We start from the raw sequence: 26,454 nt of genomic DNA on the forward strand, positions 1-26,454 counted from the left end.
AATGGATAATGGATAATGAGTAGCCAATAAAAAACGATTTTATCATGTAATTGCATAATTATCAACCATCAATTATCAATTATCCATTGAAAAGCACTATCTTTGCGCCCGAAATATAAAGATAAAGATATACAGAAGATTTAATGAAGACATTTGAAGAGCTCGGTGTGTCGCCGGAGATACGCCGCGCCATCGAAGAAATGGGTTACGAGCAGCCCATGCCGGTACAAGAGGAAGTAATTCCCTACCTTTTAGGAGAAAACAATGATGTAGTAGCACTGGCACAAACAGGAACAGGAAAGACCGCAGCGTTCGGCCTGCCGCTCATACAGAAGATTAACGTCAACAACCGAATTCCCCAATCACTTATTCTCTGCCCCACCCGCGAACTTTGTTTGCAGATAGCAGGCGACTTGAACGATTATTCTAAATATACCGATGGCTTGCGAGTGTTGCCCGTATATGGAGGCTCGTCCATCGAAAGCCAGATACGCGCCCTGAAACGGGGTGTACACATCATCGTAGCCACACCGGGACGACTGCTGGACCTGATGGAACGCAAAACCGTGTCCCTCGCCACCATACAGAACGTGGTTATGGACGAAGCGGACGAAATGCTGAACATGGGATTCACAGACAGCATCAACGCCATTCTCGCCGATGTGCCGCAGGAGCGCAACACCTTGCTGTTCTCCGCTACCATGAGCCCGGAAATCGCACGCATCTCCAAGAAGTACCTGCGCGATGCCAAGGAAATCACCATCGGACGCAAAAATGAAAGCACCAGCAACGTGAAACACGTAGCCTTCTGTGTACATGCCAAAGACAAGTATGCTGCCCTGAAACGTATTGTGGACTACTATCCGCAGATATACGGCATCATCTTCTGCCGTACCCGCAAAGAAACGCAGGAAATAGCTGACAAGTTGATGCAGGAAGGCTATAATGCCGACTCGCTGCACGGCGAACTGAGTCAGGCGCAGCGTGACGCCGTGATGCAGAAGTTCCGCATCCGCAACCTACAACTGCTGGTTGCCACGGACGTTGCCGCACGCGGCCTCGATGTGGACGACCTGACACACGTCATCAACTACGGATTGCCCGATGACACCGAGAGTTATACCCACCGCAGCGGCCGTACGGGACGTGCCGGCAAAACCGGGACTTCCATCGCCATCATCAACCTGCGAGAGAAAGGCAAAATGCGCGAGATTGAGCGCATCATCGGCAAGAAATTCATTGCAGGCGAAATGCCCACCGGCAAACAGATATGCGAAAAGCAACTGCTCAAAGTGATAGACGATCTTGAAAAGGTGAAAGTGAACGAGGAGGAAATCGCCGACTTTATGACCGACATCTACCGCAAGCTGGACTGGCTGAGCAAAGAGGACCTGATTAAACGCATGGTTTCGCATGAATTCAACCGTTTCCTGGATTACTATCGCGGCCGTGACGAGATAGAGACAGCAACCGGTAGTGAGCGTGGTGCAAGAAGTGGCGAGAGGGGCGACCGCAACGACCGTAGAAGCAGCCGCAAAGCAGAACCCGGCTTTACCCGCTTGTTCATCAACCTGGGTAAAATGGACAACTTCTTCCCCAACGAATTAATCAGCCTGCTGAACAACAATACACGTGGACGTGTAGAGCTGGGACGAATTGACCTGATGCAGAAGTTCTCCTTCTTCGAAGTGGAGGAAAAGGAAGCCACCAATGTAGTGAAGGCCCTGAACCGCGCCAGCTGGAACGGCCGTAAAGTATCCGTAGAGGTTGCCGGAGACGAGGGTAAGGAGGCTCCGAGGGGCAAACGTCCGGGTACAGCCGGAAGCTATGGGAAAAAAGAGTTTGACAGCAAGAAGCGCAGCTACAAGGAAGACGGCAAACGGAACGATGCCACCGGCAAACGCAGCGAAAAGGCCGAAAGTCCTGCAAACGACAAGAAGAAAGGCAAGCCCAGCCGCGAAGAGCGGGGTTACACCAAAGCCCGTGGCAAAAAGGATGACTGGAAACAGTTCTTCCAGGGCAACAATGACTTTAAGGATGCAGAGCCCGACTTCAGTGAAGAAGGGTGGGCAAGACGGACACCGAAGAAGAAGAAGTGATATAAACTATAGAAAGATAATAGGGTGATAAAACCGGCAGCATCCGCTACCGTTTTATCACCCTATCCTTTTTCACAACTCTTTATCCTTTATTTCGTACAGCTTTTCGTACTGAATGCAACGAGCATCCAAACCATTTTCTCCTGCTCTTTCAAGTAGCCGGTCATCAAATCTACCGTCACGTCATCGCCGGCTTCATTTGCCAGTTCAATTACCTTTCTCTCTTCACCAATCAGGTAGCCGTAAGTCTCGAGGATATGGTCCACAGCCTCACTGCCGCAAGAGATGTCGGACACTTCCTTCACGTTGGCAACCTTCAGGTATTCACTGAACTTATTCTCGGGCACGCCACCCAGCATCAAGATGCGCTCTGCAATCTCGTCAATCTTCTCGGCGGTATCGTCATACATACTCTCGAACTTCTCGTGCAGCACAAAGAAGCCGTGTCCCTTGATGTTCCAGTGCATACCGCGCAAATTGGTGTAATGTACCTGGAAGTCGGCCAATAATTGGTGCAATGCTGATGCTACGCCAGCCACTTTCTTTTCATTCAAATGCAAGTAATCTAAAGTTTTCATAATTCTATTGTTTTAAATATTTATACTATTTTTCTTTTGGATATTGCAAAGATAAGGGGTAAATCAAGGCTTGTCAAACAGATAATTTCTATCTTTGCATAGACGAACTCTATACATAACCTTCAAATGCCTTGTTCATCATGACTTTACAACAATTGGAATACATCCTTGCCGTCAACCAGTTCCGCCACTTTGCCAAAGCAGCCGAATATTGCCGCGTGACACAGCCCACCCTCAGTGCCATGATTCAGAAACTGGAAGAGGAACTGGACACCCGGATTTTTGACCGCAGCCAGCAGCCGGTATGCCCCACTCCCGTCGGTATCCACATCATAGAACAAGCACAGAATATATTGGTTCAAGCCAACCGTATAAAGAATATTATAGAAGAAGAAAAACACTCACTGACCGGCACCTTCAAGCTGGGCATACTTCCCACCGTAGCTCCTTACCTCCTGCCCCGTTTCTTTCCGCAGCTGATGAAGAAATACCCCAACCTCGACATCCGGGTAGTCGAAATGAAAACAAACGACATCAAGAAAGCCCTGCAGACGGGAGAAATAGATGCAGGTATCGTAGCGAGTCTGGCAGGTATGGAAGAGTTGCAGCAGACGCCGTTGTTCTATGAACAGTTCTTTGCCTACGTGTCGCGCGAAGACGCCCTCTTCAACAACGAGGTAATCCGTACTTCCGACCTGAACGGCGAACAGCTTTGGCTGCTCGACGAGGGCCATTGCTTCCGTGACCAGCTGGTGCGCTTCTGCCAGATGAAGTCGGCACGTGCCAGCCAGCTTGCCTATCACTTGGGCAGCATGGAGACCTTTATGCGCATGGTAGAAAGCGGCAAAGGCGTGACCTTCATCCCCGAACTGGCCGTTCTGCAACTGGGCGATGCCCAGAAAGAGCTGGTACGTTCCTTCGCCATCCCCTGCCCCACCCGCCAGGTCGTGCTGCTGACCAATAAGAACTTTATCCGCCACACGCTGCTCGAAGTGCTGGTTAAGGAGATAAAACTTTCCGTACCCAAGGAAATGCTCTCACTGAAAGCAACCCAAGCAGTCGTATAGATTTCATCTATCGCTCCATAAAATCTTTCAATCGGATTTTTTGTTCTATCGGGGAAAAATGCTATATTTTTGCAAACAGAAAAAGCGAAGGTCGGTTGCACCTCAGCATCATCAAGCAAACTGGCTTCTACATTCTGTCTGCACAATCTTCGCATTGGTAAAACAAAAAACTAAACCTATTAAAAGAGAAAAATTATGGAACCGATCATCAACTCACAACTCCCTGAATTCAAGGTTCAGGCTTTCCAAAACGGAAGTTTCAAAACAGTATCCCACGAAGACGTAAAAGGTAAATGGGCCATTTTCTTCTTCTATCCGGCAGACTTTACCTTCGTATGCCCTACCGAGCTGGTAGACATCGCAGAGAAATATGACCAATTCCAAGCAATGGGCGTAGAAGTATATTCTGTAAGCACAGACTCGCACTTTGTGCACAAGGCATGGCACGATGCTTCCGAAAGCATCCGCAAGATTAAGTACCCCATGCTTGCCGACCCCACAGGCGTGCTGAGCCGCGCATTCGGCGTGATGATTGAAGAGGAAGGCATGGCATATCGCGGCACATTCCTCGTAAATCCCGAGGGTAAAATCAAGATTGCCGAGATACAGGACAACAACATCGGACGCAATGCCGACGAGCTGCTGCGCAAGGTAGAAGCTGCACAGTTTGTTGCCACACACGATGGAGAAGTCTGCCCTGCCAAGTGGAAGAAAGGAGCGGAAACTTTGAAGCCGAGCATCGACCTTGTAGGAAAGATTTGATAAGTAATAGGAGGAGCGGGCGCTTTCACCATAGAAAGACGTCCGCTTTCCTTTAAGACGTCCGCAGTACTTGTACAGAAGTACTGTAGTACTTTCAAAGGAGTACCGCAGTACTTTCGAAGGAGTATTGGAGTACTTCCTCACAAGTTCTGCAACTACTCTATATCAAACATATTAAAAGACTATTTTCTCACCCCAAACACCCTATTAATCATGTTAGAAACAACTATATTAGACCAGGTGCGGAGCGTATTCCAGCATTTGGAAGCCCGCTACGTCTTTCACATCACCTATCATCCGGGTCACGAGCAGGCACAAGAGCTTATCGGATTCTTGAAGGATGTGGCAAGCTGTTCCGACAAGCTCTCCTGCCGGATGAGTGAGATAGAGAACCCCGTGTTGGAGTTCACATTGCTGAAAGACGATGTGGAAACCGGCATCAAGTTCCGCGGCATCCCCGGCGGACACGAGTTCACTTCCCTCCTGCTTGCCGTGCTGAATGCCGATGGAAAGGGGAAAAATCTGCCGGACGAAGCAATTCGTCGCCGCATCCGGGCGTTGCAAGGCGACATCAGCCTGCAAACGTATGTATCGCTTACTTGCACCAACTGTCCGGATGTGGTGCAGGCACTGAACATCATCGCATTGCTGAATCCGCACGTCACCCACGAGATGGTGGACGGGGCGCTTAATCAAGAGGAAGTAGATGCGCTGAAGATACAAGCCGTGCCGTCAGTCTACGCTAATGGCAAGCTGCTTCACGTAGGTCGCGGTTCTTTAGGAGAGCTTTTGCAGAAGCTGGAAGAAGCCTTCGGCAGTGCTCCGCAAGAGGACGAAGCGCCGATAGAGAGAGATTTCGACGTGCTGGTATTGGGCGGCGGACCAGCCGGAGCTTCCGCAGCCATCTACTCTGCACGCAAGGGCCTACGGGTGGCGATTGTTGCCGAGCGCATAGGCGGACAGGTAAAGGAGACGGTAGGCATAGAAAACCTTATCTCCGTGCCGCAGACTACTGGTGCAGAACTTGCCAACGCACTCCGCACACATATAGAGCACTATCCGATAGAGATTTTCGAGGAGCGTAAGATAGAGAAAGTAGAGTTGCAGGGAACGGAGAAAAGTGTCTCCACCGTAGGCGGCGAGATGTTCCATGCACCGGCGGTAATCATTGCCACAGGGGCAAGCTGGCGCAAACTGAATGTGGAGGGCGAAGCGGAATACATAGGACGCGGCGTGGCATTCTGTCCGCATTGCGACGGTCCGTTCTATCAAGGCAAGCATGTGGCGGTTATCGGTGGAGGTAACTCGGGGATTGAAGCTGCCATCGACCTGGCAGGCATCTGCCGGAAGGTAACGGTATTCGAATTTGCCGATACACTGAAAGCCGACCAAGTGCTGCAAGAGAAAGCCCAGAGCCTGCCGAATGTGGAAATCTTCACCTCGTCACAGACCGTAAAAGTCGATGGAAACGAGGAAAAAGTAACTTCTATCCGCATCAAGGACCGCCTTACCGGCGAGGAACGCGACTTCCCGTTAGACGGCATCTTCGTGCAAATCGGTTTGGCAGCCAACAGCGCTCCTTTCCGCAACAAGCTGGAAACGACTCCGACCGGGGAGATTAAGATTGACGCTTTCTGCCGTACCACACTTCCGGGGGTATATGCGGCAGGGGATGTATCGAATGTTCCCTACAAGCAGATAGTCATTGCCATGGGCGAAGGGGCAAAGGCAGCACTCTCGGCATTCGATGACCGTATCCGTGGAGTGATTTAGAAAATATCACCCATAAAAGTATAGGCAGGGGGCACACGTTAAGGATTGGCAAGCTTCAGTTCCTGAATCAGATTTCCTGCCTTCCCATACTTCTCAATCATAAACAGTATGTAGCGTACATCTACCCCGATGGTGCGCTGCATCTTCGGCTCATAAAGGATGTCGCTGCTCATGGCTTCCCAGTTCCCATCGAAGGCAAGCCCCAGAAGTTCTCCTTTGGCATTGAACATGGCACTGCCGGAATTGCCTCCCGTAATGTCATTATTGGAGATAAAGCAGACATTCATTTCTCCCTTCTCATCGGCATATCTACCGAAATCACCGGAGGAAAGAAGGGATAGCAACTCAGGCTGCACTTCAAAATCCACATCGCCTGCATGGGCTCTGACTTTCTCCAGAATACCTTTCGCGGTGGTATAATAATCATATTCCGCTCCGTCGAAGGGGGCATAACCGCAGACAGTGCCAAAACTCAAACGCATGGTGGAGTTGGCGTCGGGATAGAAGTTACGGGATGCGTACATACGTCGCACGGCAGAGTTGAACAAACGTTCATTCCGCTCGATTTCACCGGAAGCCTGCTGTACCTGCATATTCATCTCGAATAGCTTCGTGATGAGGTCGATGCCCAAGTTGATGGCAGGGTCATTATATATCTGATAGGTGGTGTCCTGCTCCAGAAAACGCTTCAATCCACGGGGGGTGGTCAGCTCCGAGCGGGCATAAAGACTATCCACATAGGTACGCTCGTTACCTCCGTATTCTGTCGCAATCGTCTGGTAGAGCTCGGGCAGATAGGTGGAATCCACTTGGGAGCAGTATTCTTTCAACAGTGCTGTAAACACTTCCTTGTCAATGCCCAAGTCCAGATTGGCATATTTCTCAACGATAGCTTTCAGATTGGCAACCACCGTTTTCTCTTCCCCCTCAAAGTCGAAGTTGAGGATGGACAAAGCAAGCTGCACCAGTTCCGGACCGTTCAGGAAAGATTCGGCAAAGTAAGCTCTGGCACGATAAGCATCACGGCGGCTCTTGTAGTTCAGCTCCAGGTCGGAAAAAAGATGCAGCAGATGTTCCCGCTCCTCCGGTGTCTGCTGTATCCAGCGACGGAGTTCGGTCTCCATGGCACGCTTCTTGTCCAGCACATGCAGTTTCTTGATGGTGCGGTTCACTCCTATGCTGTTCTTCCAATAATTGGAACTTTCGTCGTATTTGGAAGCGTACTTGATGCGGATGCTGTCACGGCTATCCATTTCACGCTTCCAGATGGCCTGCTTCACACCACGGACATCTATCTGAGCCTGGTTGGTGGTGGTCATCATCTCTTCGATGCCAAAAGAGGAAAGATAGCGTTCCGTACTGCCCGGATAGCCCATCGTCATACAGAAGGAACCCTCACGATAACCGTCCAGAGATATCGGAGCCACGTATTCGGGATGGTAGGGAACATTGTCGGGAGAATAGTCGGCAGGACGGTTGTCTTTGCCGGCATAGATACGGAATACGGCGAAGTCACCCGTATGGCGCGGCCATACCCAGTTGTCAGTGTCCCAGCCGAACTTGCCCACTGAAGAAGGCGGTGCAAATACCAGACGCACATCATTGTAGTCGCGATAAACGGAAAGCCAGAATTCATTGCCTCCATAGTAAGCATCCACAATGCCTATCAGCGTGGAGTCTTTACGAGAAACCTCTTCGCCAATGACCAGCATCACCGAATCTACTACACTTGTACGCTCAGATTCGTTCATATCCGGTTTTACTGCTCCAAGTACCCGACGGGTCACGTCTTGCTGGTGCAAGAGGAAGCGGACGTAAAGTTCCGGATTAGGCAGTTCTTCACTAAGATTACGTGCCACAAATCCGTCTTTCAGATAGTCGTGCTCCACAGACGAGTGTTGCTGTATGCTGCTGAAGCCGCAGTGATGATTGGTAAACACCAGCCCATCCCCGGACACCACCACTCCGGAACAAAAGCCTCCGAAGCTGACTACCGCATCCTTCAGCGACGGGCGTTTCGTATTGTATAGCTTGTTGACAGACATCTGCAAGCCCAACTCTTTCATGGTCTGGCGTGTCTGCTTGTTCAGATTTCCCAGCATCCACATCCCTTCATCCGCTTGTCCCGGCAGAGAAAAAAGGAAGCAGACAGCTATCAGTATAAATCTTATTTTCATTCCGTCAATTCTTGTATTATTCAGTAATCAGCCTCAATTGCTTGGCACCCGTACGCGCCTTGAGCCACTCCGCAATCTTTTCCTTCTCGTGCGCACCCGGATGCTTGCCGAATTTCAAGACGGCAAGGGTCACAGTATCCACCCGTACAGAATCTACCGCCAGTTCAATCGCATGAGATATTGATACGGTCTTTACCGACGGGTAGAGCACTTTCAGTTCTGGGATAATCTTCTTGCCCAATTCATCGAAGGTTTTGTATCTTTCCAAATTCTGCTCCAGTGTGGCAATCTTCTGTTTCTGTTCCACCAGACGCTGCTCGCTGTTCTTGTAGAAGTCTTCCATCACCATGGCACGGATGGAAGAAATATCCACCGCTTCATTGTTCATACCTTGGAGGACTATCAGCTTGGTATTGTCCAGCTTATAGTCTTTCATCTTGCTGCGGGCAATGGCGATGGAAGCTTCGGGCACCTCCTGCCCAATCAGCACGACACGTATTTCGTGGCCCTTGCCCTCGTGATGGATTTTCTTGTCCAGCACCTGCGTATTCTCAAAGGAGAGCTGCTCGTTGACAAAACGGTTGGCAGCACTCTCAAAGAAGGTATCCTGGACGATACCTACCGTCAGATAGACAGCGGGACACATGGTCAAGATAGCAATCAGGACGATATATTTACGTACTTTCTTCTCCCGGTTCTTATCCACAAACTCCTTGCGCTGGAAGTGCATCACGCGCACGCCCAGGAAAGTGGCAAGACTGATAAACACAGAATTGATGAAATAAAGATAGAATGCACCGAGGAAATAAATCAAGTTACCCGTTGCCAGCCCGTAGCCTGCCGTACAGAGAGGCGGCATCAAAGCCGTAGCAATGGCAACACCCGGAATCACATTTCCTTTCTCTTTGGTAGAGAGCGCCGTCACACCTGCCAAGCCACCCATCAAGGCGATGAATACGTCATAAATGGTGGGTGACGTACGTGCCAGCAATTCCGACTGCCCCTCGGCAACGGGACTCACCAGAAAGAAAATGGTAGCAGTGGTCACACTGAACAAGGTAGTTATCAAGAAGCTCTTCAAAGACCGCTTCATCAATTCAAAATCATTCAACCCCACAGAAAGCCCCACGCCCATGATAGGCCCCATCAGCGGCGAGATGAGCATGGCACCGATAATCACGGCTGTGGAGTTTACATTCAATCCCAACGAGGCCATGAATATGGCGAATATCAGAATCCAAAGATTGGCTCCTTTGAATTCCACTCCCTTACGGATGGAATCTACAGTTTCCAGTTCATTGTCCTTGTCTTTGCGCAAATCAAGATAGTCTTTCAGAAAAGTCTTGATAGCGAAGGTATTTCTGTTGTCGGTCGTCTTTTCTTCCATTATCAATTATCAGTTTTCAATTTTCTCTCAATGAAACGCCTCGTAAAACACTGCTGGTCATCTCGGCAGCAAAGTCCTTTGCCTTAATGCCAAGAGTTGGCAAGAAATCTGCCAAAGCACGTTTTTCCGGTGCTCCAAGTTTACGTTTAAGCATAGCAGTGTTCATGCGAAAAAGAGCTTGGTCGCCCTTACTACGTATGATTCCGAACCCCTTGTCATCCACACCACGCTCGTAAAGAACACCAGAGAGGCGTTTCTCTGTCTCTGCCAACTTATGGCGAGCCTGGACACGGTCGTAGTCAAGAAGTCGTTGCTCTATTACCTCTGCCACACGTGTTTGTACAGCAAAGTAATTTTGGGCAAAAGCAATCTCCGACTTACGAGGGTCACCATTTTGTGCCACGAGGTAGCAGGCATAGCGAGTGAGCATAAAGTCTTCAATGTCCTTTGATGCACCTTTAGGCATAAGTATCGTTTTACTGATGCCGGTAAAATGATTACTCGTCTCTACACCAGCGTTTTGGCAAGCCTCCTTAGCTTTTCCTAAAACATTCTCAAACGTTTGCCATTTGGCATAGCCCAGAATGGGATATAATTCGCGAGCACTCCAGCACTCCACGCCTTCGTATTCACACGCAATGGATTCGAATCTTGCGAGGAGATTCTGAATTGCTTCTGATTTAATCATACTTGATTCTGAATTTATTGTTTGCTCTTCTGCACAATCCTTGATTTCAAAACAATCTTTATGCGATTGATTTTTCTGTCCATTGTGTCACTTCAGTTTTAATAACAGTACAAAAGTAATGCTTTTCTTGACAAAACTGTTAAATACGCAATGTTTATCAATCTAACTTCTCTAACCTCACTTCACCAGCCTACCAATGAACGGAATCTGCCTCAACGGCAAGTCGCACTTCACGATATAGGCCACAAAGAGCAGCAACAAAACGGTACGGTACGCCATACGCAGGTAAATATTTTCTATCGGGACATATTCGGCAGCCAGATAGAGTACTGCCGCAAGCAGCACATAACTACCGATAGCTTTCAGGTCATACTGAATGGGATACTTCTTCTGCCCCACGAAGTAAGACAGCAGCATGGCGATGCCGTAACCGCAGAAGCCTGCCCAGGCACAAGCCATATAGCTGTATCGGGGAATCAGAAGTATGTTCATCACTACCAGTACCGTGCAACCTATCAGGGAGAAATAAGCGCCCCAACGCGTCTCGTCAATCAGCTTGTACCAGAAAGAAAGATTGAAGTAGATACCCATAAAGATTTCGGCAGCCATCACGATGGGCACTACCCGCAACCCCGGCCAGTAGTCGCGACCTATAATATGGCGCAGGATGTCCAGATAGAACATGACAGCGAGGAATGCCAGCAGTGTGAAGATGATGAAGAACTTCATGGCTTGCGCATACATCTGCTTGTTGTCCTTGTCCCGGCTCTTCCCGAAGACAAAAGGCTCGTATGCATAGCGGAAGGCTTGTGTAAGCATCGCCATCACCATGGCAATCTTGCTGGCAGCCCCATAAATGCCCAACTGTACGGAAGCTTCCGCCTCATCCGGATAGACAAAAGGAAAAATAATCTTATCCGCCACCTGATTCAGGATACCTGCCAAGCCGAGTACCAGCAACGGCAGACAATAAGCAAGCATCCGCTTCAGCAGTTTTCTGTCCAGCACGTAGGCAAACCCACGCAACTCCGGAATCATGCAAAGCATGATGGTAGAGGTACATATCAGATTGAAAAGGAAGGCATAGCCCACGTCATCCCCTTTCATCCCTACATAATAGAGCAGATTCAGTGCAATGTTCAGGAAGATGAACAGCAGTTTGAGTGCCGCAAACTTAATGGGACGCTTCTTGTAGCGCAAATAAGCGAAAGGAATGCTTTGAATAGCATCCATCGCCACCACAATCATCATCATGCCCACGTACCAGGGATGGTCACCATACTCCAGCCATCCGGCAATGGGGTTGAGGAACAGCAATCCCAATGCAAGAAAGGTAAGCGCCCCCACACTCACACTGAGCAATGTCGTGGAGTACACCCGCATCGGGTCATCCTCTCCTTTATTGGCAAAGCGGAAGAAACCGGTCTCCATGCCGCACGTCAACAACACCAGCATGAGCGCCACCCACGCATATACATTCGTCACTACGCCATAGCCTCCGCTCTGTGCGGACATCGCCATGGTATATACGGGCACCAGCAGGTAATTGAGGAAACGCCCCACAATGCTGCTCAACCCATAAATGGCAGTTTCTTTTGCCAATGATTTTAATCCGGCCACTTCTTTAATGGTTGTTATGAACACAAAGGCACGGAGGCACAGAGTTTTTTAGGATAAGAGGAAAGAGAGACTTTATGTCTCCGCATCTCTGTATTCGTTTTCTTAAAATGAATCACTCGTCGCCAAACAAGGTACGCTGGCTACTATAGAGGCTTCGCCCCAGATGCTTGTAGGCAAGCTCCGTCACTTCACGCCCACGGGGAGTGCGTTTCAGGAAACCTTCTTTTATCAGGAACGGTTCATAGACTTCCTCTATCGTACCTGCATCTTCGCCCAAAGCAGTGGCGATGGTAGTCAATCCCACCGGACCGCCTTTGAACTTGTCGATGATGGTACAGAGTATCTTATTGTCTATCTCGTCCAGACCATACTTGTCGATATTCAGAGCCTCAAGGGCAAACTGTGCGATTTCCGTGTCAATGCTCCCCGAACCTTTCACCTGGGCAAAATCGCGTACACGCCGCAGCAATGCATTGGCAATACGCGGTGTGCCACGGCTGCGGCTCGCAATCTCGGCGGCAGCCCTTACGGAGCAGGGTACATCGAGAATGCCGGACGAACGACGTATAATGCCGCTCAACACATCATCATCGTAATATTCCAGATGCAGGTTGATACCGAAACGGGCACGCAACGGAGCTGTCAACAGACCGCTACGCGTGGTAGCTCCCACCAGCGTGAAAGGATTCAAATCAATCTGTATGCTTCGGGCAGAAGGGCCTTTGTCTATCATGATGTCTATGCGGTAGTCCTCCATGGCTGAGTACAGATATTCCTCCACTACGGGGCTCAACCGGTGTATTTCGTCGATGAAAAGTACATCATTGGGCTCCAGGCTGGTAAGCACTCCCGCCAAATCCCCCGGCTTGTCAAGTACCGGACCGGAAGTTATCTTGAAACCTACGCCCAGTTCGTTGGCTATGATATTGCTGAGTGTCGTTTTTCCCAATCCGGGAGGGCCGTGAAGCAACACATGGTCCAGCGCCTCGCCACGCAGGCGGGCAGCTTTCACAAATATGCGCAGATTGTCCACCACCTTGTCCTGCCCGCTGAAATCCTCAAAATTCAACGGACGGAGAGCGTTCTCGAAATCACGTTCTCGGCTGGTGACGGGCTGCTGGTTGCGTATATCAAAATCTTCTTGTTCCATTCCAGATTCCTTTGTTTTCTGCAAAATAACTAATTTATTTTGAGATAAGCGATAGAAGTTAGTTTTTTCATGGCTATCTCTCCTACCCAAAAAAAACTGCATGAAAGAAAACTCATTCATACAGTTCTTAAAATCATCCATAAGCTAATCTTGCTTACCTTACCCTATGCAATACTATGTTACATATTAATACCTATTTATTGTTTTTGATATGGTTCCTAATCAGCATAGTATTTCACAATCATTTCTTGCCTTTCGAATAAACGATATAATCCCAAGACTTCAACAAAGCATTAGCACCATCTTTTATGACTTCTACCTTTACTTGATGTTTACCCTCAGGCAGCTGATATTTCCAAAATATATCTAACCGCCGATCATGGAAGTAAGTCGGAAATGCAGCAGCCTTCTCGACCAACTCCCCATCAAGATACAGATTAACTTTCAGTACTGCATCCGGCCGATTCATGTCCCTACGAATAGCCTCCCCACGGAGTACAAATCCCGTACCCTCAAATTCAAAAGTCAGTATATCTATATCGTGTTTAGACAATTCAACCTTAGCCGTGGGATACATATCTGTAAAACTCTGCTCCAAACGTACAGTCTCGGGCCTCTGTACGGCAATTGTCACATTCTCCTTTTCCACTTTTCCTCCATTCCTGCGAATCATCTCCAAAGCATGTTTATTGCTGATAGTGTAAATCTGATCCAAACAGAGTAACGTATACTTGAAATTCTTGCCTTCCGCCCCTCTCAAACCTTTCATCCAATATTCAGGGATAGCATCATAGCCTATCATTGTGCCTAATATCCCTCCTGCAGAAGACGGATTACAATCTGAATCCTGACCTGCCCGCGTTGATATTTCCATTGTCTTAGTGAAATCACCATTGCCATACAATAATCCTAAAACGATGTAAGCGGCATTAATTTTAGCATCAATATCTAATGGATGAAATACTCCATCCGGACAACCGATCTCTTCCGCATGATGTTTCTGAATTTCGAACCAAGTACGTTTCCAATCATCAGGATACATTTTATACCACTCTATCACATCTGCAATACATTTATAGAAACCACTTTCCTCCGGAATCGTCTTTAAAGCCTCAGTAACAATAAACTGGATATCATCAGACACAAAAGCAAGACTATACATGGCACCGACATAAACACCACCATACCAGCCATCGCCATAACACATAAGATGCCCCACCTTATCACTGATTTGAGAAGCTGAATTAGGCATACCCGGATTCATCAGTCCGGCAAAATCTGCTTCAATCTGATAATCAATGTCATCGGCATGTGGGTTATTCAGCCAATGTCCAGGATTGTCCACTCCATGAGCTATATTATACCTCGCAGCCTGATTGGCATGCCATAAATTATAGTCTGCCGTAGCAAAAGCTACAGCAAAATCTTTCACCGAAGCATCCAGCCCTTTTTTCTCCAATACATCTACAAAAGTGAGGTCCATGTAAATGTCATCATATAAATCAGGCCAGGAATCCATCAATCTTTGCACATAACCTTCCCCCCAAGGAATCGTCTGATAATCCTGAATAAAAGTTCCTTGATACCTAAATTCCGTATAACTACCGAAGCTAACCCCGATAGTCTGGCCGGCCCAACCTCCCTTTATCTTATTCTCTAATTGAACCTTACTCATCGTCACTGATGAAGGCAATTTTGAAGCTGCATTACCCATTACAGTCCCCAGCAGCACGCATATACATATTCCAAAGATTCTAAGTTCTTTCATAATTAATTTTTTAATTTATATTTCAATATACCACCCTATTTATACCCCTCATTTTGTTCCAATTTATTATTAGCTTGTATCTCTGACAAAGGAATAGGAAATAAGTTTAAATAAGTTTCTTTAGAAGGTTCGTGAAAAGTCCATTCTCCTTTTGTATAATTATTATCAAAACGTATCAATTGGCTACGCCTCAAACCTTCCAAAGCAAATTCCCGGCCCCATTCATCCAATAAAATTCCAAAACGTACAGGAACACCATTTACATTAGTTGTTTTCAACAAATCAGCTCCAGAGAGTTTGTTGTCACCGTCAAAAGCACGTTTCCGTACTTCATTGACTAACTGTGCCGCTTCTTCCGCATTGCCATTTGTACGTAAAATACACTCAGCTTTCATCAAGTAAACCTCTGCATAACGCATAGCCACCCAATCATTATCCAACGCACGCGAGGTTCCCATTTTAATTTCATACTTACCGCAACGGTAACCTTCAGCCTCTCCTCCATTTTCAAGATTGCTGACTTCCTTTGTATAAATCAAGGGTTTTCCTTCCCAACCAGGAACAAGTCCAGTGCAATATAAGATAGACCCGTCACTGCCATACTGCTGCCCCATTCTCCAGGTTTTCGGTAAACGCTTATCGCCTTCCTCATAAGTATCTATAAAAGTAGGAACAGCACACACCCCATTATCCAACCATGTCTGCAAATTAAAGGTTTTTACATTTGAAGGATGAAGAGTTTTCTGCAAAGCCATGTAAATGGTACTTCCAGTCTTCACCTCATCTGCCGGATAAGCAAATATAATCTCTTGGGAGCCTTCATTCTGGGCATAGAAAGGTGCACTATAATCATTCTCCAAGGCATATTTATTGGAGTTCATTATTTCTGTACAAAGTGCCATGCATTCCGTATACATATTCTTCCCTATCCATGACTCTGCATTCAAATAAAGACGTGCCAGTAACATCTTGGCATTCCATTTATTGAATCTGCCATAGTAAGTCTTTGTATCGTCACTCAGCTTATCAACATTATTTTTTATACTATTCTCTATAAATGCAAACACCTCTTCGCGGCTACTGGTTTCCGGCAAGAAACCTTCCGGAACATCAAACCGGTCTACAATAGGTACATTACCGAAAGCCTCACATAGTATGTAATACCAATAAGCACGGGCTACCTCCAACTCAGCTATTACACTTTCCTTACCAGTAACTTCGAAATCCAAATTGTCAAGCTGATAAATTACCCGATTACAATTACTGATTCCTCCGTAGGCCTGTCCCCAAAGATCTGAGAAATGGGGATCTTCCGGTTTCCATGTATGCTTATGCAGACGTATATAGATTCCTCCGTCAAACCAAGCTGCTCGCGGTGTTACGGCCACATCAGTCGTTTCTTCAAAGTCCCACCACTTACGCCATTCCAGAAGTCCTCTATAATCCGTATATACCGGTGTAATGGCAGCAATGATATCTTTTTCATTTTTATAGAAGTTGTTGTCTACCAACCTATCATAGATTTTCTCATCAAGATTTGTGCAAGAACCAGCCATTGCCCCCAACCCCATCAGGAACAATATATATAAACTATATTTTTTCATCATTCTTCATTTTAAAATTTAACAATAGCACCGACCGTATACGAACGGACTGTAGGATACAGCTCCTTACGCTCAACTCCAGGATCTAAACCCTTAATACTGACTTCAGGATCCAGTCCATCATAACCAGTGATAGTAAGCAGATTATGTCCCGTCACATATAACCGCACACTTCTCAAATATTTATTATTCAGATTAAGAGTATAACCCAATGTAACATTGTCTAACTTCACATAGTCTCCCTTCTCAACATAATAGCTATGGTACATATGAGAATCAAAAACATAAGACTGGCTCCCGAAAGGTTTTTTCAATACAGATTTCGGCAAATTACCTTCACTAATACGCTTCATCGTTTCCCAATGCATTCTATACTCATTCAATACTTCAAAGCCGAAAGCTCCTCTCAAAGATATTCCCAAATCAAACTTTTTATATAAAAGTGTTGTGTTCAAACCTGCATACATACTTGGCAAACCATTACCGATCACTTGTTTGTCTTCCTGTCCGGCTTCACTGGCCAATTTAGGATTACCATCAGCACCTTCCACCAACCATAATCCATCATCGGTAAGTCCTACTGCTTTCCAACCGTAAAAATTTCCTATCGGTTCACCCTCCTTTACAATATGCGTCGTCTGCTGAATACCTGAACTAGTCCACCCCGTATACCAATAATCTCTTTGATACTTGTCATTGGAAAGAGATAAAAGTTTGTTGACATTATAAGAGAAATTACCTCCCAGTCTCCAAGTAAAATCCTTTGTCCGGATAACCTCTCCATCCAATGCTACTTCAATTCCCCTATTTCTTATCTTGCCTACATTAGCCCACATCGTACTAATGAAGTTAGGTGGCACAGGAACTTGATATTCAGACAATAAATCTGAAGTTGTCCGCTGATAAAGATCAATTGTACCATTCAATCTTCTACTCAAAAGAGAAAAATCAATACCTAAGTTCCATTCCGATTTTGTTTCCCATTTCAAATCTGGATTAGGATTAGAGGCCGGTACTACTCCTTGTGTCCATTGCCCGTTCATCTGGCCTACACCAGAATAGTTCAATAAAACCAGCGACTGATAAGAATCTGACAATTCTGTTCCCGTCACACCAAATCCAACTCTCAACTTCAAGTCATCTACGAAACCGATATTTTTCATGAAGCTCTCTTCGCTAATTCTCCAACCGGCTGAAATAGCAGGAAACCAGCCCCATTTATGATTCACGCCAAATTTTGAAGACCCTTCACGTCTCAAACTTCCCATCAGCATGTACTTGTTATCATAGTTATAGGTAAGTCTACCAAAGAAAGAGATCAGCTTATTGCCATTTTTATAGCTACTGATTGTCGATTTACCATCTTTTGTAGACTGGGCTGTACCAATATTCCAAGGGCCAAATATATCAGTAGGGAAATCCATAGCATACATCTGGCTGCCTTGTCTTTCAAAATCTTGATAGCTATATCCCACCAATCCCGAGAACTCATGCTTTCCTATCGTCTTAAAATAATCTGCTGTCAGTTCCAGAGTCCGATCCATACTGCCGGCTGCCCATTTGGTTACTTCAGCGTTTTTATTTTCAATAGTGGTAGTAAAATAGTTGAAAGTATTCCATTTGTCCCTCATGGAGTCATATCGCTGCATGGCCGCCATCGCACTCAGATTCAACCCTTCAATGGGTGAAAAAGTAATTTTCCCACTCGCTAGAAGTTGATTCCATTTTTCCTGGTCTGTTTCCTCATTCAGAAGAGCTACCGGATTATAGGGCTTATAAGAAGTTCCATATTCTTTATAGGAGCCGTCTTCATTATAAACCGGACGCGTCGGATTCATCAAGCAAGCCTGCAAATAAGCATTATACCAAGTAACGTCCTGCTTTATGGTCGAATTGTTGACATTCAACTGTATTTTCAATTTGTCATCCATCATCGAATGATTCAATCCAATCTTGAATGTCAAAGCTTCCTTGCCTGTATTCAACAAGATACCATCCTGCTTTCTATAGGTTATCGAAGCAATATAGTTTGTCTTTTCAGTTCCTCCACGCAAAGACAAATTATGAGTATGATTTACGGGATTACGGGTAATTGCATCAATCCAATTGACATCAGCACCTTCATCACTGATATTATCCTTAAACAAAGGGTCCTGTGCTAGTCTTCTGTAATCAGATGCTGTCAGTACATCCGTCTGCTTTTGTATAGACTCGAATGCTACATATCCATGGTATTCCAAAGACGCTTTGCCTTGCTTTGCTTTTTTTGTAGTAATGATTATCACACCATTTGTTCCTCTAGTTCCATAAATAGCCGCAGCCGATCCATCCTTCAGTACATCAATGGTTTCCACATCCTCGGGAGCAATGGAATTCAGACTTCCTCCGGGAATGCCGTCAATAACAATCAAAGGGGCTGATGACGCAGAAATCGTGGATACACCACGAATATTGATTTCCACTCCTGCTGTCGGGTCTCCCGATGGGCTTGCCATTTGCAAACCAGCAACCTTGCCTTGCAACAACTGGGTAGCATCTTTTACAACTCCTTGAATAAAGTCTTCAGACTTCACATTCGTAATGGCACTTGTAATTTCCCCCTTCTTCATAGAGCCATACCCAATAACTACCACATCATTTAGAAGATTAGAACTTTCGGTCAACTGGACGTTAATGCTTGTTTTCTCGCCCACAATCATTTCTACGGTATTATAACCGATGTATGAGATGACCAACACATCTTTTGGAGAAGAAACCGTTATGGAGAACTTACCTTCAACATCAGAAATCACACCAGTAGTCTGGCCTTTAACAAGAATATTAGCACCAATAACAGGTACACCCTCAACATCTGTCACCAATCCGTTTAAGGTTCTTTTTCCTCCGGAAGCATACATACATACTGATATTCCCATCAAACACAGTAGAAAGAAATACCGCCACCATTTTACACTTTTCTGTTTCATATTATTTTAATAAAGTTAATAAAGCCAATTTATATTCAAATCATCGGAGAGATCAGTTACCTCCCGAAAATATAATAAGTGAAAGCCCTAAAATAAAGAAGACAAACATTATTGCCAGAAGTCTATTCGTTCCGCGCGGACTTCCTGCAAACTCTTTCCAAATAAACACTCCCCATAAAGCAGCAATCATAGGAGCTCCCTGCCCTAGTGCATATGAAATAGCAGTACCTGCCTTTTCAGCAGCAATATAGCTCAAAGCCGTTCCCAGCCCCCAGATGCATCCACCTAAGATACCAACCAAATGTGTTTCTATTTTTCCCGCAAAATATTCCTTATAAGTAACAGATACTCCCACAAAAGGGTGTTTCATCACCAAAGTATTGAATATAAAATTACTGAAAAAGATTCCGACAGCAAAGATGAAAAATGCTGTATAAGGAGTAGCCATCCCAGGTGTGGGAGAAATAAAATTATTCAAATCCATGGCAGAAGCAACAAAACGGTAAAAGAAGGACATCAATACACCGGCAATCGTTGCTAAAACAATCCCTTTCCTGCTCCCAATAGTACCACTATTCTGCTTCTTACCTGCAGCCATTCCATTACAGACAATGGCAACCACCACAAGAAGAACCCCCACAAATAACCATAGCGGATTACCTTTCGGAGCACTAAAGTAATTGATAAAAACTCCCAGGACCAATGCCAGCCCAACACCCAACGGAAAAGCTACCGCCATTCCCGCCATGGAAACTGAAGCGGATAAAAGAATATTAGAAGCATTGAAAATCACACCTCCTACAAATGCACTGACCATATTTTCCGTACTGACTTGACGAATGTCCTCAAGAAAACTTCTTCCTTGACTTCCGAAACTCCCTAAGCTGAATACCAAAAGAAGTGCAAACAGCAGAATGCCTATGGTATAATCCCAATAATAGAGCTCATAACGCCAACTCTTTCCCGCCAATTTCTGGGTATTTCCCCAAGAGCCCCAGCAAATCATTGTGACAAAGCAGAAAAGAACGGCTAACGTATAACTGCTGACAATAAACATAGTACAAAATATTAAAGATTAAACGATAAAGATATTTCCCTCTCAAGTCTGAAACGTCCGACTTCTTCAAGTGTAGGAATAGATGGCTGAGCACCCATCCGGGTAACTGCGATTGCAGCTGCAACATTAGCAAATTCCAATGCTTCCCTATCCAAACCTCTCTGCGAACAAGCCACGGCTAAGGCACCACAAAAGGTATCACCTGCAGCAGTTGTGTCAACAGCATTTACTTTATAACCAGAAATACGGACAGTTTCTTTTTTATTCTTCATATATACCCCACAGCTACCCAACGTAATAATAACATTACGTGCTCCTGATTCCATTAATGCAGTAGCTATCTCATCAAGATTATCTCCCGTATAACTCATATCGGAAATAAAGGAAGCTTCCACTTCATTCACTACCAACAAATCAACGGAATTCATCAATTCCCTATCAATTGGGCAAGCAGGAGCAGGATTAAGTAAAACTTTCTTCCCTCTCTCATTAGCCAATAAAGCCACTTTCTTCACCGTTTCATAAGGAATCTCAGCCTGCATCACAATCATATCCGCCTCATCAATGACTTTTTCGAAACGTATCACCGCATCTGGCAGTAAAGAATAATTAGCTCCAGGAGCTACTGCAATACAATTTTCGCCACTATCAGCCACAAAGATGAGGGCAGTACCCGTAGGATGGCATTCATCATCCACGATGTAATCCGTAATGATACCTTCTTTCTCGAACTGTTTTTTCAGAATATCCGCATACATATCATTTCCCAAAGAAGTGATAAACGTGACAGAAGCTCCGAGCCGTGCTGCCGCAACAGCTTGATTTGCCCCCTTTCCTCCCAGTAACTGCATGAAACAAGCGTCTCCGACTGTTTCGCCCGGTGCAGGAAGATGGCTGACTTGTGCAACCATATCTATGTTTGAACTTCCAATAACTACAATTTTCATTTTTATCAGATTTATAAATATAACTCAGGTTGGTTTATCTCATAAAGCTATCTCCCGTTTATAAGGAATGGCACTCTGTGCACCCATACGTGTCACTGCAAGAGCTGCCGCAGCATTGGCAAATTCCACCGATTCTGTCAGCGTATGGTTCTCGGACAAATAGACACTAAACGCTCCGCAAAACACATCTCCAGCACCAGTAGTATCAATTGTTTCTACTTCCTTTGCAGGAATCATAGTATATTCTTCCTTTTCCTTTACATAAGCGCCATCTTTTCCTAATGTAATGACGACATTCTCTATTCCTTTCTCACCTATAGCTTTCGCTGCACGCCAAGCACTTTCCTCATCTATCACCTTGATGCCCGACAGCATTTCAGCCTCAATCCGATTTGGAAGTATGGTATGCACACAACTCAAAAATGAATTACTCAGAACAGAAGCCGGGGCAGGATTCAAAATCACCTTCTTTCCATAACTTTTGGCAATAGTAGCAGCATATTCTACAGTTTCAATGGGTACTTCCAATTGCATCAGTATAATATCAGCCTCCTCCAATTTACTTTTTGCTTTATCTATATCTTCGGTCGATAAGGAACGACTCGCTCCTGGTGCAACAATGATGCTATTTTCTCCGTAAGAATCTACAGAAATTAGAGCAACTCCCGAAGGACTCTTTTGGTCCGTAAAGATGAACTCTGTATTTATTTTTTCAGAACGGTATATCTCCAAAGCTTGCAACCCGAACAAATCATAGCCAATCTTTGAAATTAATGTAACCTCAGCACCTAATCGGGCGGCTGCAATGGCTTGATTGGCTCCTTTTCCACCAGGATTCATATAAAAGGTTCCTCCCAATACAGTCTCTCCTGGAACTGGTAAACGTCCAGCCTTTACCACCATATCCGTATTACAACTTCCGATGACTACAATCTTTGGTTTATAAATAAAAGATTCTCTCTCCATAATATTAAAAATTAAGATTATGCAAATGAAATAAATAATAAGAGGGAAAACTTTACACTATTAATTCATTTATATAATTACAAACTATATATATCTTTCTATAAATAGATATAAAACAGATTTTATGGGTATTCTTATCCCATATTTATATAATTACAAGAGAGAAAAAGAGAACTATAAGTGAAGGTATTTTATGGCAGCACTCTGCCACTTATTCTATTTTTGAAGCAGTTCTTTCATATGCATATGCCGTTTCAGTACATCAGACAAGTTTTCCTTCAATATCTTGGCTTCTATCCACGCAGTAAGGTCACAAAGATGCAATAACTGATTCTCATATTTATCATCATACAAAGCCTGCACTTCAGGAAGAAGTTTCTCCCAAAAAGCTTCGCGATCTTTTCTCAAAACTGGAAGATGCTGCTGGTTCAGAAACCACAGAATGATATGCTCCGTTTTGAAAGTATGCTCTTTGGGAGAAGAAAGGCTACGATTGATAGAACGTGATTCATGATATACAAACTCATATTCATGCATTTCATAATAAACTATAAGGCGCACTAGCCGGATAGTCCTCATCAGAGGTTGATACTTTATATTATGATCAATAATGGCATTGCTTATGTATTTCTTTGCTGCTTTGTAATTCTGATTACCTATATGTACAAGTGCAGTATAGAGTAGCAATTCACTTTTACGCACCGGGCTCAACCACGCTTCCTTATCATAAAGTGACTTCTGATAATATGCCATCAGTTTTGTACAATCCAGAAAATCTCCATTATCTAAATAAGGAAACAGTTCATACTGAAAGAGAAGGCAAATGGCGTTCACCTGAAATTCAAATGAAGAAGCATCCGAGATAAGCTTTTTCAACTTGTCCAGGAAGTAAGGTATTTCGTCATATTGTCCACAGACCCTCAAACTGCCAAGTACCCCCTCAAGTACTGATAAATAGTAGATAGGAGGATTCGACCAGAACTGCCGGTTCTGCTCGAACAGCCGGCTAAGCTCTTTATAAGAATTCAAGGCAGCTTTATATTCTCCAGCTCCCATCAAATAGTTGGCTTGAAAAAGTCTGTGATTCCGCATTAACTCAAAATTTCCTTCTATTCCGGAAGAAGCAGCTATGGAAAGTTCATTAACCATAAGGTCATTCATATCTTGCTTCTGTTTTGAAGTTCGGATAGAACCGATATGGCTAAGGCGGTACTTCAACAAGTTATGCAAAGAAGACTGTTCTACAATTTTGCGGGTTTTCTTTAAAGCTTCATTTTGCATAAAGTGTTTATGATAGAGTTCAGATTCAGCCAAATTCGGGAAATTAAGTCTCAGCAAATATTCCAACTCCAGCTTTAAGGCAATGGTCAGCACTTCATTGTTTTCATAATATGTTGCTTGTTCTATCGTGTCTGAAAGTATCTCAAAACATTCTTCAAATAAAGAACGTTCGTAAAGCATACGGGCTTTACACAAATTGTTCAGTAGGTCATAATAGATATCTTTCTTCTTTCGCAAAGTGAGCAAACTATCCGTCAGTCTTTCATACAAATATTGAATAGAGACTTCAAACGAACCACCAGGCCTGCGCTTATGAAATTCCCCCTTTACATTTTTACTATCCAGTTGCTTACTTTTGGTAATGATATCATATATCACCAAATAGTCTTTTTCCTCCTTATCCTTCAACATTTGGACGGAGAAAGCTTTCTTTTCCGCTTTGGACATAGAATATATCAGTGATATGACTGAATCGACCCGTTTCATAGCAGTTTTATAGTTCTTGCTGCAAAAGAACTAATTTATTTCCTAAAAAGTATAGAAATGGAAAAGTATTTACTGTTCCCCCAAAGCAAGCCTACCTTTACATAAAAATGCAAACCCATAAAAATACAGTTTCACGATTTTCATTCCCCATCAGCGCTTCATAAACTCCTTGCGTTCCTCCTCCGGGAACTTCTCTATCGCATAACGCAACATCGTTCGCGGCATCGTCCTGCAATGCTTCTCCAAGAATTGCACCAGCAAGTCCTTGTCCCGCTTACCCATCTCCCGGAGCATCCATCCTACCGCCTTTTGCATCAAGTCATGCTTATGATGGAGCAGCCGTTCCGAAAGGGCTAATATATCGATGAAATCACCATTTTTGATAAGTGTATAGGTAGATACCACAGCAATGCGCTGGTCCCAAAGCAGCGGACTATCCGCCAGCCGGTAGAGGTCCTTGCGAGGTTTGTCTTTCAGATATTCGCCCACAATGCCGGGGGCAGACAAATCGACCAAATCCCAATTATTGATACGGCCCGTTTGCGAAAGGTAAAAGTCATAAATCTCCTTTTTCCCCTTTTCATCGCTCTTTTTGAATCGCTCCACCAACATCAGCAAGGCACAAAGGCGACACTCGTGCCATTCACTCTGAAGCAAGGTTGCCATTACCCCAAAAGGTTCGTGCTTGTACTGCTTTGCCACCTGCCGGGTGTTGGGTACCACCACTCCCAGAAACTTATCCCCCTCGCCATACTGCCCCTTTCCGGTCTTGAAGAAACGGGGAAGATACTCCCTTTTCACCGGGTCGATATACGCCTCCAATTCCTGCTGAATCTGTACCGAGATGCACGCCACTTCTTCTGCCGAAAGCACACGTTCGCACAAGACGGTTTCCACTGCTTCATTCTTCTTTTTCATCCTTCTCTCATTTGATTTACACGGATTTGAATTCATCCGCCAATGGACAAAAATACAACATTTATATAGAAACTATGGAAAGTTATCTTTAATTTTGCAACCGGTATGTCCAATCCTTAAAACCGTACGACATGTATAAAGCTGTTTTGGGAGCAATCTGCTGCCTTTCTTTCGCACTATCCTTACATGCACAATCTCCACAAGAAAAGGGGTTGCAAAGCATCAGCCGCACTTCGGCCAAGGCTATTGTCGGCTTTCTGGCCGATGATGAGCTGCAAGGACGCGAAGCAGGCATGCACGGTTCACGACTGGCTGCCCGCTATCTGGCATCCTGCCTGAAAGAAGCCGGCATTGCCCCGCTGGAAAAGGACAATTATTACCAGCCCTTCGAGGCTTACAACAAGGAACGCCAACAACGGGGACGGTGGCAAGTGCATCCCGACTCCATCGCCATCCTTAAACAAGGCGTCCACCGCATCCTGCAGATGAGTAATGTATTGGGAACCATCCCGGGAGAACGACCGGATGAATATGTCATCGTAGGTGCCCACTTCGACCATCTGGGTGTGGACGAGACGCTGGCAAACGACCGGATATACAACGGTGCGGACGACAATGCCTCCGGTGTCTCTGCCGTCCTGCAGATAGCCCGTGCATTTCTTGCCACCGGACAGAAGCCTCTGCGCACGGTCATCTTTGCCTTTTGGGATGGGGAAGAAAAGGGATTGCTCGGCTCAAAATACTTTGTACAAAGCTGTCCTTTCATCAGCCAGGTGAAAGGTTATCTCAATTTCGACATGATAGGCCGTAACAATAAGCCCGAGCAGCCTCAACACGTTGTCTACTTCTACACCGCCGCCCACCCCGTATTCGGCGACTGGCTGAAGCAGGACATTGCACGCTACAGCTTGCGCCTGCAACCGGACTACCGCGCCTGGGACCGCCCCACGGGAGGAAGTGACAATGCTTCTTTTGCCCTGTGCAACATCCCCATCATCTGGTACCACACAGACGGACATCCCGATTACCACCAGCCTTCGGACCACACCGACCGGCTGAACTGGGAAAAAATGATAGAAATAACCAAAGCAGCTTTCCTCAACGCCTGGAATCTTGCCAACGAAAACAAATATTAATCCACTAGAAACAAAGTAACGATA

At 45.4% G+C, this 26,454-nt stretch carries 18 protein-coding genes and 1 pseudogene; 5 read left to right on the plus strand and 14 right to left on the minus strand.

Annotated features, from left to right (window positions below; translation table 11 throughout):
• The first annotated feature begins 143 nt into the window (after positions 1-143).
• On the plus strand, positions 144-2,099 hold the full coding sequence (locus DWY55_RS03195; RefSeq protein WP_022401898.1) for a DEAD/DEAH box helicase: 1,956 nt from the start codon (positions 144-146) through the stop codon (positions 2,097-2,099).
• Positions 2,100-2,188: 89 nt separating this feature from the next.
• Here the strand turns inward: DWY55_RS03195 and DWY55_RS03200 are convergent, their stop codons facing one another.
• Positions 2,189-2,677, minus strand: a complete 489-nt coding sequence (locus tag DWY55_RS03200) for a Dps family protein (RefSeq protein ID WP_117878328.1) — start codon at positions 2,675-2,677, stop codon at positions 2,189-2,191.
• Positions 2,678-2,817: 140 nt separating this feature from the next.
• Between DWY55_RS03200 and DWY55_RS03205 the strand changes: the two genes are divergently transcribed.
• The 3 genes from DWY55_RS03205 (at position 2,818) to ahpF (ending at position 6,279) form a co-directional block, all read left to right on the plus strand.
• Positions 2,818-3,744: a hydrogen peroxide-inducible genes activator gene (locus DWY55_RS03205; protein ID WP_117681009.1), complete on the plus strand. Its 927-nt coding sequence runs from the start codon at positions 2,818-2,820 to the stop codon at positions 3,742-3,744.
• A 195-nt stretch (positions 3,745-3,939) separates the two neighbouring features.
• A complete protein-coding gene (gene ahpC / locus DWY55_RS03210) occupies positions 3,940-4,506 on the plus strand; it encodes an alkyl hydroperoxide reductase subunit C (RefSeq protein WP_005826106.1) in 567 nt (188 codons plus the stop codon).
• Positions 4,507-4,719: 213 nt separating this feature from the next.
• Positions 4,720-6,279: an alkyl hydroperoxide reductase subunit F gene (ahpF, locus tag DWY55_RS03215; protein ID WP_117588616.1), complete on the plus strand. Its 1,560-nt coding sequence runs from the start codon at positions 4,720-4,722 to the stop codon at positions 6,277-6,279.
• Between the two features lie 38 nt (positions 6,280-6,317).
• Here ahpF and DWY55_RS03220 read toward each other — a convergent pair whose 3' ends face one another.
• The 13 genes and pseudogenes from DWY55_RS03220 to DWY55_RS03280 all read right to left on the minus strand — a co-directional run bounded on the left by DWY55_RS03220 (position 6,318) and on the right by DWY55_RS03280 (position 25,294).
• On the minus strand, positions 6,318-8,456 hold the full coding sequence (locus DWY55_RS03220; protein WP_120178013.1) for a S46 family peptidase: 2,139 nt from the start codon (positions 8,454-8,456) through the stop codon (positions 6,318-6,320).
• Positions 8,457-8,472: 16 nt separating this feature from the next.
• On the minus strand, positions 8,473-9,843 hold the full coding sequence (locus DWY55_RS03225; RefSeq protein ID WP_005826112.1) for a TIGR00341 family protein: 1,371 nt from the start codon (positions 9,841-9,843) through the stop codon (positions 8,473-8,475).
• 52 nt (positions 9,844-9,895) lie between these two features.
• A pseudogene (gene dinD, locus DWY55_RS03230) lies at positions 9,896-10,528 on the minus strand (DNA damage-inducible protein D); the annotation flags it as partial.
• 180 nt (positions 10,529-10,708) lie between these two features.
• Positions 10,709-12,151, minus strand: a complete 1,443-nt coding sequence (locus tag DWY55_RS03235) for a lipopolysaccharide biosynthesis protein (protein WP_117878378.1) — start codon at positions 12,149-12,151, stop codon at positions 10,709-10,711.
• 112 nt (positions 12,152-12,263) lie between these two features.
• Entirely contained in the window at positions 12,264-13,301 is a 1,038-nt protein-coding gene (gene ruvB / locus DWY55_RS03240; RefSeq protein ID WP_034525480.1) for a Holliday junction branch migration DNA helicase RuvB, read from the minus strand.
• A 241-nt stretch (positions 13,302-13,542) separates the two neighbouring features.
• Entirely contained in the window at positions 13,543-15,069 is a 1,527-nt protein-coding gene (locus DWY55_RS03245; protein WP_005826117.1) for an ADP-ribosylglycohydrolase family protein, read from the minus strand.
• A gap of 35 nt (positions 15,070-15,104) precedes the next feature.
• Entirely contained in the window at positions 15,105-16,676 is a 1,572-nt protein-coding gene (locus DWY55_RS03250; protein ID WP_005826118.1) for a RagB/SusD family nutrient uptake outer membrane protein, read from the minus strand.
• Positions 16,677-16,684: 8 nt separating this feature from the next.
• The gene (locus DWY55_RS03255; protein ID WP_005826119.1) at positions 16,685-19,639 is read right to left on the minus strand and encodes a SusC/RagA family TonB-linked outer membrane protein; all 2,955 of its coding nucleotides are present in this window, start codon (positions 19,637-19,639) and stop codon (positions 16,685-16,687) included.
• A gap of 52 nt (positions 19,640-19,691) precedes the next feature.
• Positions 19,692-20,696, minus strand: coding sequence for a GRP family sugar transporter (locus DWY55_RS03260; protein ID WP_005826120.1), 1,005 nt, complete (start codon positions 20,694-20,696; stop codon positions 19,692-19,694).
• An 11-nt stretch (positions 20,697-20,707) separates the two neighbouring features.
• Positions 20,708-21,643, minus strand: coding sequence for a ribokinase (rbsK, locus tag DWY55_RS03265; RefSeq protein WP_005826121.1), 936 nt, complete (start codon positions 21,641-21,643; stop codon positions 20,708-20,710).
• A gap of 39 nt (positions 21,644-21,682) precedes the next feature.
• On the minus strand, positions 21,683-22,609 hold the full coding sequence (rbsK, locus tag DWY55_RS03270) for a ribokinase (protein ID WP_005826122.1): 927 nt from the start codon (positions 22,607-22,609) through the stop codon (positions 21,683-21,685).
• Positions 22,610-22,825: 216 nt separating this feature from the next.
• Complete coding sequence (locus tag DWY55_RS03275; RefSeq protein WP_008662136.1) at positions 22,826-24,376, minus strand: hypothetical protein; 1,551 nt, start codon at positions 24,374-24,376, stop codon at positions 22,826-22,828.
• A gap of 150 nt (positions 24,377-24,526) precedes the next feature.
• Positions 24,527-25,294, minus strand: a complete 768-nt coding sequence (locus DWY55_RS03280) for a DNA alkylation repair protein (protein ID WP_005826124.1) — start codon at positions 25,292-25,294, stop codon at positions 24,527-24,529.
• Positions 25,295-25,425: 131 nt separating this feature from the next.
• On the opposite strand from DWY55_RS03280, the gene DWY55_RS03285 reads away from it, so the two are divergent.
• Complete coding sequence (locus DWY55_RS03285) at positions 25,426-26,430, plus strand: M28 family metallopeptidase (RefSeq protein WP_005826125.1); 1,005 nt, start codon at positions 25,426-25,428, stop codon at positions 26,428-26,430.
• Positions 26,431-26,454 lie beyond the last annotated feature (24 nt).

This window comes from Bacteroides sp. AF25-38AC (genome assembly GCF_003602995.1).
Taxonomy (GTDB): domain Bacteria; phylum Bacteroidota; class Bacteroidia; order Bacteroidales; family Bacteroidaceae; genus Bacteroides; species Bacteroides uniformis.